Annotated in this window: 8 protein-coding genes; 2 read left to right on the top strand and 6 right to left on the bottom strand. The window is 70.6% G+C overall.

Annotation, left to right across the window (positions count from 1 at the left end; genetic code table 11):
* Positions 1-125 precede the first annotated feature (125 nt).
* Complete coding sequence (uvrA, locus tag ACFTWP_RS31935) at positions 126-3,029, bottom strand: excinuclease ABC subunit UvrA (RefSeq protein WP_380268448.1); 2,904 nt, start codon at positions 3,027-3,029, stop codon at positions 126-128.
* Between the two features lie 447 nt (positions 3,030-3,476).
* Between uvrA and ACFTWP_RS31940 the strand changes: the two genes are divergently transcribed.
* Positions 3,477-4,268, top strand: coding sequence for a maleylpyruvate isomerase family mycothiol-dependent enzyme (locus ACFTWP_RS31940; RefSeq protein WP_380268449.1), 792 nt, complete (start codon positions 3,477-3,479; stop codon positions 4,266-4,268).
* 117 nt (positions 4,269-4,385) lie between these two features.
* Positions 4,386-5,039, top strand: a complete 654-nt coding sequence (locus tag ACFTWP_RS31945) for an MBL fold metallo-hydrolase (protein ID WP_380268450.1) — start codon at positions 4,386-4,388, stop codon at positions 5,037-5,039.
* A 518-nt stretch (positions 5,040-5,557) separates the two neighbouring features.
* Here the strand turns inward: ACFTWP_RS31945 and ACFTWP_RS31950 are convergent.
* The 5 genes from ACFTWP_RS31950 to uvrB all read right to left on the bottom strand — a co-directional run bounded on the left by ACFTWP_RS31950 (position 5,558) and on the right by uvrB (position 11,970).
* The gene (locus ACFTWP_RS31950; RefSeq protein ID WP_380268451.1) at positions 5,558-6,475 is read right to left on the bottom strand and encodes an AAA family ATPase; all 918 of its coding nucleotides are present in this window, start codon (positions 6,473-6,475) and stop codon (positions 5,558-5,560) included.
* Positions 6,476-6,478: 3 nt separating this feature from the next.
* Positions 6,479-7,606 (bottom strand): RNA ligase, encoded by a 1,128-nt coding sequence (locus ACFTWP_RS31955; protein ID WP_380268452.1) that lies wholly within the window; start codon positions 7,604-7,606, stop codon positions 6,479-6,481.
* Positions 7,607-7,784: 178 nt separating this feature from the next.
* A complete protein-coding gene (locus tag ACFTWP_RS31960) occupies positions 7,785-8,765 on the bottom strand; it encodes a TerC family protein (protein WP_380268453.1) in 981 nt (326 codons plus the stop codon).
* 278 nt (positions 8,766-9,043) lie between these two features.
* Positions 9,044-9,625, bottom strand: a complete 582-nt coding sequence (locus tag ACFTWP_RS31965; protein ID WP_380268454.1) for a TerD family protein — start codon at positions 9,623-9,625, stop codon at positions 9,044-9,046.
* Positions 9,626-9,879: 254 nt separating this feature from the next.
* A complete protein-coding gene (gene uvrB, locus ACFTWP_RS31970) occupies positions 9,880-11,970 on the bottom strand; it encodes an excinuclease ABC subunit UvrB (protein WP_380268455.1) in 2,091 nt (696 codons plus the stop codon).
* Positions 11,971-11,996 lie beyond the last annotated feature (26 nt).

Genomic DNA, 11,996 nt, shown 5'->3' on the forward strand with positions numbered 1-11,996 from the left:
CTCGACCGGGCGGGCGGGCCGGCTCGACCGTCACCGGGTGCGCGGGGCACCTGCGCCGCATCCTACGGCGCGAGACCGCGCCGCCCGCCCCGGGTGGGCCGGGGGCGGACGGCGCGGGGCCGGGGTTACTTCTTGGCGGCGGCCCGCTTGCGGGGCGCCTTGGCCGGGGCGGGCGCCGGCGCGTCGCTGACGTCGGTGAGGATGTCGCGCAGGAACTTGCCGGTGTGGCTGGCAGGGACGGAGGCGACCTGCTCGGGGGTGCCCTCCGCGACGATCATGCCGCCGCCGGAGCCGCCCTCGGGGCCCATGTCGACCACCCAGTCGGCCGTCTTGATCACATCGAGGTTGTGCTCGATGACGACGACCGTGTTGCCCTTCTCCACCAGGCCGTCCAGGACCTTGATCAGCTTGCTGATGTCCTCGAAGTGCAGGCCGGTGGTGGGCTCGTCCAGCACGTAGACCGTCCGGCCGGTGGAGCGCTTCTGCAGCTCGGAGGCGAGCTTGACGCGCTGGGCCTCGCCGCCGGAGAGGGTCGGCGCGGACTGGCCGAGCCGGACGTAGCCGAGGCCGACGTCGTTGAGGGTGCGCAGGTGCCGGGCGATGGCGGGGACGGCCTCGAAGAAGGCCAGCCCCTCCTCGATCGGCATGTCCAGCACCTCGGAGATGGACTTGCCCTTGTAGTGGACCTCCAGCGTCTCCCGGTTGTAGCGGGCGCCGTGGCAGACCTCGCAGGGAACGTAGACGTCCGGCAGGAAGTTCATCTCGATCTTGATCGTGCCGTCGCCCGAGCAGTTCTCGCAGCGGCCGCCCTTGACGTTGAAGGAGAAGCGGCCCGGCAGGTAGCCGCGCACCTTCGCCTCCTGGGTCTCCGCGAACAGCCGCCGGACGTGGTCGAAGACGCCGGTGTACGTGGCCGGGTTGGAGCGCGGGGTGCGGCCGATCGGCGACTGGTCGACGTGCACGACCTTGTCGACCAGGTCGGTGCCGGTGACCCGGGTGTGCCGGCCGGGCACGCTGCGCGCGCCGTTCAGCTCCCGGGCGAGGTGGGTGTAGAGGATGTCGTTGACCAGGGTGGACTTGCCGGAGCCCGAGACGCCCGTGATCGCCGTGAACGTGCCGAGCGGGAACGCCACGGTGACGTCCTGGAGGTTGTGCTCGCGGGCGCCGTGCACCACCAGCTGGCGCTTCTTGTCGCGCGGCCTGCGGGCCGCCGGGATCGGGATGGACCGCTTGCCGGAGAGGTACTGGCCGGTCAGCGACTCCTTGTTGGTGAGCAGCTGCTTCAGCGACCCGGAGTGCACCACCTTGCCGCCGTGCTCGCCGGCGCCCGGGCCGATGTCGACCACCCAGTCGGCCATCTTGATGGTGTCCTCGTCGTGCTCGACGACGATCAGGGTGTTGCCGATGTCCCGCAGCCGGACCAGCGTCTCGATCAGCCGGTGGTTGTCGCGCTGGTGCAGGCCGATGGACGGCTCGTCCAGCACGTAGAGCACGCCGACCAGGCCGGAGCCGATCTGGGTGGCGAGGCGGATCCGCTGGGCCTCGCCGCCGGAGAGGGTGCCGGCCGCCCGGTTGAGCGAGAGGTAGTCCAGGCCGACGTCGACCAGGAACCGCAGCCGCTCGTTGACCTCCTTCAGCACCCGCTCGGCGATCTGCTTGTCGCGGGCGTCGAGCTTCATCGCGCCGAGGAAGTCCGAGCAGTCGCTGATCGACATCGCCGAGACGTCCGCGATCGACCGGCCCTGCACGGTGACCGCCAGCACCACCGGCTTGAGCCGGGTGCCCTCGCAGGTCGGGCAGGGCACCTCGCGCATGTAGCCCTCGAAGCGCTCGCGGCTGCTGTCGCTCTCGGCCTCGGTGTGCCGGCGCTGGATGAACGGCACCGCGCCCTCGAAGCCGGTGGTGTAGGAGCGGTCGCGGCCGTAGCGGTTGCGGTAGCGGACCTCGACCTGGTGCTTGTGGCCGTACAGCAGCGCCTTCCTGGCGCGGGCGGGCAGGCCGGCCCAGGGGATGTCGGTGCGGAAGCCGAGCTCGCCGGCGAGCGCGTCGATCAGCCGCTGGAAGTACTCCTTGGTGTGGCCGCCGGACCACGGGTGGATGGCGCCCTCGTCGAGGGACTTCTCCTCGTCGGGGATGACCAGCTCGGGGTCGACCTCCATCCGGTTGCCGAGGCCCGAGCAGTCCGGGCAGGCGCCGAACGGGGAGTTGAAGGAGAAGGAGCGCGGCTCCAGCTCCTCGAAGGAGACGTCGTCGTACGGGCAGTAGAGGTGCTCGGAGAACATCCGCTCGCGCTCCGGGTCGTCCTCCGGGAGGTCGACGAAGTCGAGCACGACCATGCCGCCGGCCAGCTTGAGGGCCGTCTCCACGGAGTCGGTCAGGCGGCGCTTGGCGCTCTCCTTCACCGTGAGGCGGTCGATGACCACCTCGACGGTGTGCTTCTCCTGCTTCTTGAGCTTGGGCGGCTCGGCCAGCTGGACGGTCGCGCCGTCGACCCGGGCGCGGGCGTACCCCTTGGACTGGAGGTCGGCGAAGAGGTCGACGAACTCGCCCTTGCGCTCGCGGACCACCGGGCTGAGCACCTGGAAGCGGGTGCCCTCCGCCAGCTCCAGCACGCGGTCGACGATGGCCTGCGGGGACTGCTTGGCGATCGGCCGGGCGCAGTGCGGGCAGTGCGGCTTGCCGATCCGGGCGAACAGCAGCCGGAGGTAGTCGTACACCTCGGTGATGGTGCCGACCGTCGAGCGGGGGTTGCGGTTGGTGGACTTCTGATCGATGGAGACGGCCGGGGAGAGGCCCTCGATGAAGTCGACGTCGGGCTTGTCCATCTGCCCGAGGAACTGGCGGGCGTAGGAGGACAGCGACTCGACGTAGCGCCGCTGACCCTCCGCGAAGATCGTGTCGAAGGCCAGCGAGGACTTGCCCGAGCCGGAGAGGCCGGTGAAGACGATCAGCGAGTCGCGCGGCAGGTCGAGGGAGACGTTCTTGAGGTTGTGCTCACGAGCACCGCGGACGATGAGGCGGTCGGCCACTGCTTCTGGCGCCTTTCTCCGGTGGGCTTCTCACTCAGGATTCGGCTGAGGACTCTCACCCAGATGCCAACGGGCTCGGACGGCCCGTTCTTCCGGTGTTCCAGTCTTGCAGCTTGGGACGGCCAGCCTACTAGCTCAGGCGTTCGATTATCGAGCTTGTCCAGTGGAGACCACCCGAACGGGTGACGGCGGCCCCGCCGCGGGCCCGCCCCGCACCACCCCGCAACCCGGACAACCCCCCAGGTGAACCGGCCAATCCGAGCCGGCACACCGGATATCCGCCCCATCGCCCGGCGGATCGGCGATAGCGTCGTACCACTCAACGAGCGGCCGCCCCGGCGGGCACGCGGCGAGGGCGACACCCAGCGATCCACGCGGTACCGGACAGCGCACGACAGACCCGGGCGGATTCGGACCGGCCGGGCGACACCTTCGGAGGGGTAGACCATGACCGACACCGGCAGCTCGGCGACCAGCGCACCCGAACTCGCGGCCCGGGCCGCCGCGACCAGCCTGCTCCTGCTCGCGGAGAGCACCGACCAGCTGCTGCGGACGGTCTCCGCACTGGATCCGGAGGCCGTCGCCGGCCCCTCGGCGCTGCCCGGCTGGACCCGCGGACACGTCCTCGCGCACATCGCCCGCAACGCCGACTCGCTGGTCAACCTGCTGGACGGCGCGCGCACCGGCACCGACATCCCGCAGTACGCCACGCCCGAGACCCGCGACCGGGACATCGAGGCGGGGGCGCCGCGCCCGCTGGACGTCCAGCTCGCCGACATCCGGGAATCCGCCCTGCGCTTCACCGCGGCCGCCGAGGAACTCGACGAGAAGGCCTGGACGGCGGAGGTCCGCCACCGCTCCGGCGTCACCTTCGAGGCGTTCGAGATCCCCTGGAAGCGCCTGATGGAGGTCGAGTACCACCACGTCGACCTGGACGCCGGCCACACCCCCGCGCACTGGCCGGAGGAGTTCGCCGCCGCCGAGTTCCGCCGGCTGGCGGCCAGGCTGGACGGCTCGCCCGGGCTGCCCGCCGTCCTGCTGGTCGCGGAGGACACCGGGGACCGGGCCCGGATCGGCGACCGGGACGGCGAGCCCGGACTGACCGCCGAGGGCCCCGTGCGGGCGCTCACCGCCTGGCTCTCCGGCCGCTCCGCCGGCGACGGACTCCAGGTCCACCAGGGCGGCCGGCAGCTCGCCGACGCCCGCACCGCACTGCCGCAGCTTCCGCCGCTCGGCTGAGCGCGCGAGGATGGGAACGGGTCGGGGTCGCGACGCGGCCGGGAGCGCGCCGATGATGATCGCAGAGCCAGGGGTCCTGCCGTCCGGCAGCACCCGAGACCGAGGAGGAGCGCCCCGATGACGTACCACGGAGCGGTGAAGGTCGGCGGCCCGCCGGACGTCCGCGAGCTGGCCCACCTGATCATCAGCAAGGTGGCCGTCGGCCCGTACGACAACAACGCCTACCTGCTGCGCTGCCGGGCCACCGACGAGCAGCTGCTGATCGACGCGGCGGCCGACGCGCCGGTGCTGCTGGAGACGGTCGGCGACCGGCTGGCCACCGTGGTCACCACCCACCGCCACCACGACCACTGGGGCGCGCTGGCGGAGGTGGTGGCCGCGACCGGCGCCCGCACCGCGGCCGGACGGATCGACGCCGAGGCGGTGGACGTCCCCACCGACCTGCTGCTGGACGACGGCGACGTCCTGCGGGTGGGCCGGGTGGAGCTCACCGTCCGCCAGCTGGTCGGCCACACGCCCGGGGCGATCGTGCTGGTCTACGACGACCCGCAGGGCCACCAGCACGTGTTCACCGGCGACTGCCTCTTCCCCGGCGGGATCGGGAACACCTGGGGCGACCCGGCCGCCTTCGAGAGCCTCTTCCGGGACGTCAACGAGAAGGTCTTCGACGTCCTGCCGGACGAGGCCTGGGTCTACCCCGGCCACGGCGCCGACACCACGCTCGGCGCCGAGCGGCCGAAGCTCGCCGAGTGGCGCGAGCGCGGCTGGTAGGCGGAGCGCGACCGCCCGGCACCCCGGCGCGGGTGTCGGGCGGTCCGCCGTCATCGGGCGGGCCGCCGACATCGTGCATGCCGGTCAAACGATGAATATCCTGCAAGACGCCCAGCACGAGAAATTCCGTACAAATATATTGCCTCGACGAGCATCACCACCCGTGGTGGGAAGGCCCGTGAATTCGGCCGCCAAGGGCCGTTGAATATCTCGGGGGATGCACATCATGAATATCGGCGCGCAAAGAGCTCACTCAACCGCGGGTTCGGAATTCCAGCCGGCGTGGCGATTGCGGTCGCCGTGATCCCGGGGGGAAGTGCGGTGGCGGCCAGCCCGTACACCGGGGATTCGATCCGCAACCTGCACAGCGGACTCTGCCTGGAGATCGCCGACTGGAGCCGGAACAACGGCGCCGTCGCGCGCCGGTGGTCCTGCACCGACAGCCCCTCGGCTCCGGTCGTTCCGGGTGCCGGCCTCGGCCGGCACCCGGAACGACCGGCCGGGCCGGCGACACCGCCTCAGAAGTCCCCGTAGTTGACCTGGAAGGTCGGCAGGCCCAGCCGGCGCCAGAGCGCCACCACCCGGTCCCGGTCGTCGAGGCTGACCCGCACGGCGAAGCGGTGGCGGACATGGGCGTCGAAGAGGTCCAGCTTCACCGCGTCGTCCCGGCGGGTGTCGCCCGCCGCGCGCATCCACAGCTCGTCGTACGGCACGCCGTGGGTGGCCAGCCAGGCCTCGGTCTGCGGCCGGTACTCCTCGCTCCGGCCGGACAGCACCACGACCCGGTGGCCGGCGTCCCGGTACAGCCGGACGGTGTCCGCGACCGCCGTGTTGAGGGCATCCTCGTCGCAGTGCTCGAAGTCGTACGGCCCGCGCGAGACGTTCACCGCGAGCGTCCCGTCGATGTCCACCATCACCGCCGACGGCAGCCCCTCGGCGGGCACGTACGGCTCCACCGGGATCGTCTCGGCCATCCACTCGGCGGTCAGCCGCCAGCCGCTGCGCCGGGCGGACCGGTGCCGCTGGTCCAGCCGGCGGATCGCCTCCTCGCCGACCGGGTTGGCGCGGGCGGCGTCGCGAGCCAGGCACTCCTCCAGCGGGACGTCGGTGAAGTCGTGGACGACGAAGGTGACGTCGTCCGCCTGGGCCAGGACGGCCTTCAGCCGGCCGGCCATCCCCGAGGTCATGTGGGTGTTGTCGACGACCACGTCGAAGCCGTCCCGGACGGCGGCCAGGATCGCGGCCTCCTGGACGGCCATCGCGGTCTTCTCGTGCTTGTGGCTCCAGGCCCGCTCGCCGCCGTGCTCGTCCAGCATCGCGCGGATGTCGTCCATGTTGACCCGGCGCATGGTGCCCTGCGACTGCGCGAGCAGTTGCAGGGCCCGGGTGGTCTTCCCGGAGGCGGGCAGGCCGGTGGTGAGGTGCACGGTGGGCATGGTTCAGCCTTCGTCGTCGGTCTTGAACGGCGCGTCGCCGCGGGGTTTGACGGCCCTCCAGGCCATGTCGAGGACGTCCCGCCCGTCGTACAGGCGGAACATCGCGGCCGGCAGCCGGGACTTCCCGGCCTCGGCGGCGAAGGACTTGCGGTCCAGGCCGGCCGGGATCAGCGCGAAGTCGGCCTCGGCCCGGGCCACGAACTCGGCGACCAGGGCGCGCTGACGGTCGGCGATCTGCTCGACCCAGTCCCGGAACTCGTCCGGCACCCGGTCGAACAGGGTGCCGAGCTCGCGGCCGGCGGCCAGCGCCTCCCAGACCGTCCGCTCGTTGGTGCCGGTGTAGAGCCGGTGCAGTGCGAGGTAGGCCGTGAGCTTCAGCTTGGCCCGGACGCCGGAGGCGAAGCGGATGACGTAGCCCTCCTCGCGCGTCCCGCCGACCTGCTCGCCGTCCATCGTGGTGTCCTCGGCCGCGCGCTTCTCCAGTTCGGCGACGTCGGAGCTCAGACCCCAGGAGCGGACCACCGGGCCGATCGGCTCCCACTGCGCGGCCACGCTCGCCAGCGGTGCCTCGCTGCCGTCGGCGGGCCGGTACGCGGCGAGGAGCACCAGGTCCTGCCGGGCGCCGTAGTCCACCACGATCCGGTTGCCCGGGTAGATGGCCTCCGCGAGGTAGGTGAGGCCCTCGTCCAGGCCGCTGGTGTCGGAGCGGTCGAGGACCTGCTGGGCCCAGCGGGCCTGCTCGGAGATGAACGAGCCCTTGGACGCCGCGTGCCAGCGACCGGCGTGGTGGAAGACGATCGCCAGGCTCCCGTCGGCCTTCTCGAAGACCTCGAACGGTTCGGCCGGCAGCGCCGGCGCGAAGTCGTGCAGGCCGTGCATCGCGGTCACGAAGATCTTCGGGAACGGCAGGGCGACCACCTCGCCGCTCGCGTCGTCCGCGATCAGGCCCCGGCAGCGCATGGTGACGGGGGTCCAGATGTGCCCGTACTGGCAGACCGGCGTGTAGGTGTAGATCGAGACCGGCAGCGTCGGGTGCGGCTTGCGGGTGACGTGCCCCGCCTCGACGGCGGCGGCCAAGTCGGCGGCGTCGAAGAGGTCGTCGAGGGTGAGGCGGGTCGGTGCGAGGGTCACGGGAGCCTGCTTTCGGTGGTCTGCCCGTGATTGTGCCCTGACGATCGACACTGCCGCCGATGAATATTACTGACCGACGGACCAGGGGTGACTCCCGCGCCCGGCCCCGGTCGGCGGAACGGCCCCGCGGACCGGGGTCTCCGGTCCGCGGGGCCGCCGACGGCGTCTGCCGGGGGGATCAGACGTCGGCCTTCTCCGGCTGCTCGCTCTCCAGCGCCTCCTGCCGCCTGGAGGCGATCAGGCTGGCCACGGTGGTGACGGTCAGCACCACCACGATGAAGCCGAGCGACAGCGGGATGCCGATCTCCGGCACGTGCACACCGCTCTCGTGCAGTGCGTGCAGGACCAGCTTCACACCGATGAAGCCGAGGATCACCGACAGGCCGTAGGACAGGTAGACGAGCTTCTTCAGCAGACCACCGATCAGGAAGTACAGCTGGCGCAGACCCATCAGGGCGAAGGCGTTGGCGGTGAAGACGATGTACGGGTCCTGGGTCAGGCCGAAGATCGCGGGGATCGAGTCGAGCGCGAACAGGACGTCGGTGGTGCCGATCGCGATCATCACGATCAGCATCGGCGTCATCAGCCGGCGGCCGTTCTCCCGGACGAAGAGCTTGGTGCCGTGGTAGACGCTGGTCGACGGGAAGCGCCGCTCGATGGTCTTGAGCAGGCGGTTCTCCTCGAACTCCTCCTCCTCGCCGGCCCGGGCGTCCTTGATCAGCTTCCAGGCCGTCCAGACCAGGAAGGCACCGAAGATGTAGAAGACCCAGGAGAACTGCGTCACCAGGGCGGCGCCGCCGGCGATGAAGACCGCCCGCAGGACCAGCGCGATGATCACGCCGAACATCAGCACGCGCTGCTGGTAGATCCTGGGCACCGCGAACTTGCCCATGATCAGAATGAACACGAACAGGTTGTCGACGCTGAGCGACTTCTCGGTGATGTAACCGGCGAAGAACTCCGTGGCGGGCTGCGAGCCCGAGTGCCACCAGAGGAATCCGCCGAAGATCAGAGCCAGGACGACCCAGACGGCCGTCCAGATTCCGGCCTCCTTGATCGAGACCTCGTGGGGCTTTCGGCCGCCGATGAAGAAATCGGCCACGATCAGGGCGACCAACACCCCGACGGTGCCGATCCACAAAGATAGGGAAACGTCCACTTCTGCTGCTCCTCCGGCAGGTAGGCGAGACAGTCATCGTCACTGCCGGAGGTCTCTTCCGCCCGTCGGCCCGCATTCAGGGGGCGAACGGACCAGCGCCCCGGGGCACCCCTGAAGGGGCATCCGTGATGACGGGGACACTGCGGGGGAATACTCCCCTCCGCTGCCGCCAACACTAACAGGAAGCCCAAGAAAAGGTAAAGAAGGTAAAGATCCACCCTGTACCGGGCCGGCCCGGGCCCGGCCGGCCGGGCGGAACCCGCCGGAACCCGCCGGGCTCAGAGGAAGGGGTCGATCGCGGGCAACATGTCCTGGAACGTACGGGCCCGGGCCGGCGCCCCGATCGCCTGCATGCCCCAGCCGCCCGACTCCTCGCGGAACACCTTGGCCATGATCTGGCCCGTGTGCGGGCCGCCGCCCGCCAGCTCGTAGCGGGCCAGCTCCTGACCGTTGCTCTCGTCGACCAGCCGGCAGTGCGCGTTCTGCACCTCGGCGAAGGTCTGCCCGGTGTACGAGCTGACCGTGAAGACCACCTGGGTGATGTGCACGGGCACGTGCGAGAGGTCGACCAGGATCGACTCGTCGTCGTCACCCGCGCCGGCCCCGCCCACCAGGTTGTCACCGGTGTGCCGCACGGAGCCGTCGTTGCTCTCCAGGTGCTGGAAGAAGACCACGTCGGAGGGGGTCTTCTCGGCGTAGAGCAGCGCGGAGGCGTCCAGGTCGATCTGGCGGGTGCGGCTGCCGAACAGGCCCCGCCTGGGGGCGGCCCGCCAGCCCAGGCCCATCCGGACGACGGTCAGGGACTCACCCGAACTCTTCTGCAGGCTGACCGACTGTCCCTTGGCCAGGTTCACCGACACGGTGCTGTCCTCTCTCCTCGACCACGCGGGTCGGTTCCCCGCGCCGGCTTCACGGCGGAACACCCCGTTGCCGTCCCCCGGCTGAGGCCCCCTGGTGCCGGCAGCCGCGAACGCCGTCGGCCGGACGGCCGACCGGCGGCCACCCGGCCGACACCCGCAGGCCAGCCTAGGCCCTGAGGGTCTCGGCGCCACGCAGGACCGACCCGTTTGTGCCAAGCCCGGGACACCCCGGGCATCGACCCCGCCGGACGGCCTCAGGCCATCCCCGCCTCGCGCATCTGCCGCAGCTCCCGCTTCAGCTCCTTGACCTCGTCCCGGATCCGCGCCGCGACCTCGAACTGCAGGTCGGTGGCCGCCGCGTGCATCCGGTCGGTCAGCTGCTGGATCAGGTCGGCCAGCTCGGTGGCGGGCAGGTTCTTGGCGGGCTTGCGGTCCGCGCCCAGGGCGGGCACCGGGGCCTTGCCCTTGCCGCTGCCCCGGTAGCCGGTGGAGAGCAGCTCCTCGGTGTCGATCTCCTCGCGGCTGAGGGTGTCGAGGATGTCGCCGATCTTCTTCCGGAGCGGCTGCGGGTCGATGCCGTGCTCGGTGTTGTACGCCTGCTGGACCTCGCGGCGGCGGTTGGTCTCGTCGATGGCCTTCTCCATCGCCGGGGTGATCCGGTCCGCGTACATGTGGACCTGGCCGGAGACGTTGCGGGCGGCCCGGCCGATGGTCTGGATCAGCGAGGTGCCGGAGCGCAGGAAGCCCTCCTTGTCCGCGTCCAGGATCGCCACCAGCGAGACCTCGGGCAGGTCGAGGCCCTCCCGGAGCAGGTTGATGCCGACCAGCACGTCGTACTCGCCGGCCCGCAGCTCGCGCAGCAGCTCGACCCGGCGCAGGGTGTCGATGTCGCTGTGCAGGTACCGGACCCGGATGTCGAGGCCGAGCATGTAGTCGGTGAGGTCCTCGGACATCTTCTTGGTGAGGGTGGTGACCAGCACCCGCTCGTTGCGCTCGACCCGCTTGCGCACCTCGTGCACCAGGTCGTCGATCTGGCCCTCGGTGGGCTTGACCACGATCTCGGGGTCGATCAGGCCGGTCGGGCGGATGATCTGCTCGACCACGCCGTCGCCGCGGGACAGCTCGTACTTGCCGGGGGTCGCGGAGAGGTAGACCGTCTGGCCGGTGCGCTCCAGGAACTCCTCCCACTTCAGCGGGCGGTTGTCCATCGCCGAGGGCAGCCGGAAGCCGTGCTCCACCAGGGTGCGCTTGCGGGAGGCGTCGCCCTCGTACATCGCGCCGATCTGCGGGACGGTGACGTGCGACTCGTCGATCACCAGGAGGAAGTCCTCCGGGAAGTAGTCGAGCAGGGTGTTGGGGGCGGTGCCCGGCTCGCGGCCGTCGAAGTGCATCGAGTAGTTCTCGACGCCGGAGCAGGTGCCGATCTGGCGGAGCATCTCGATGTCGTAGGTGGTGCGCATCCGCAGCCGCTGGGCCTCCAGCAGCTTGCCCTGCTTCTCCATCCGGGCGAGCGTCAGCTCCAGCTCCTGCTCGATGCCGTTGACCGCCCGCTCCATCCGCTCCGGGCCGGCCACGTAGTGCGAGGCGGGGAAGACGTGGACGGACTCGTCCTGGCTGATGATCTCGCCGGTGAGCGGGTGCAGGGTGTAGAGCGCCTCGATCTCGTCCCCGAACATCTCGATCCGGACGGCCAGCTCCTCGTACACCGGGAAGATCTCGATGGTGTCCCCGCGCACCCGGAAGGTGCCGCGGGCGAACGCCAGGTCGTTGCGGGAGTACTGGATGTCGACGAAGCGGCGCAGCAGGACGTCCCGGTCGATCTCCTCGCCGACCTTGAGCTGGACCATGCGGTCGACGTACTCCTGCGGCGTGCCGAGGCCGTAGATGCAGGAGACGGAGGCGACCACGACCACGTCCCGCCGGGTGAGCAGCGAGTTGGTCGCGGAGTGGCGCAGGCGCTCGACCTCCTCGTTGATCGAGGAGTCCTTCTCGATGTAGGTGTCCGTCTGCGGGACGTACGCCTCGGGCTGGTAGTAGTCGTAGTACGAGACGAAGTACTCGACGGCGTTGTTGGGGAGAAGCTCGCGGAACTCGTTGGCGAGCTGGGCGGCCAGGGTCTTGTTCGGCGCCATCACCAGGGTGGGCCGCTGGAGCTTCTCGATCATCCAGGCGGTGGTCGCCGACTTGCCGGTGCCGGTGGCTCCCAGCAGGACGACGTCCTGCTCGCCGGCACGGATGCGGCGCTCCAGCTCGGCGATCGCCGCGGGCTGGTCGCCGTTGGGCTGGTAGGGGCTGACGACCTCGAAGGGCGCCACTGTCCGCTCAATGCTCGTGATGGGTCGCACGCCACCACCGTACGGCCAGCCACCGA

The organism is Kitasatospora sp. NPDC057015 (genome assembly GCF_042673745.1).
Lineage (GTDB): Bacteria > Actinomycetota > Actinomycetes > Streptomycetales > Streptomycetaceae > Kitasatospora.

Excerpts from the sequence above, each read along its gene's own strand:
- ACFTWP_RS31940 (WP_380268449.1), top strand. The coding sequence starts at position 3,477 with ATGACCGACACCGGCAGCTCGGCGACCAGCGCACCCGAACTCGCGGCC.
- ACFTWP_RS31945 (WP_380268450.1), top strand. The coding sequence starts at position 4,386 with ATGACGTACCACGGAGCGGTGAAGGTCGGCGGCCCGCCGGACGTCCGC.
- ACFTWP_RS31950 (WP_380268451.1), bottom strand. The coding sequence starts at position 6,475 with ATGCCCACCGTGCACCTCACCACCGGCCTGCCCGCCTCCGGGAAGACC.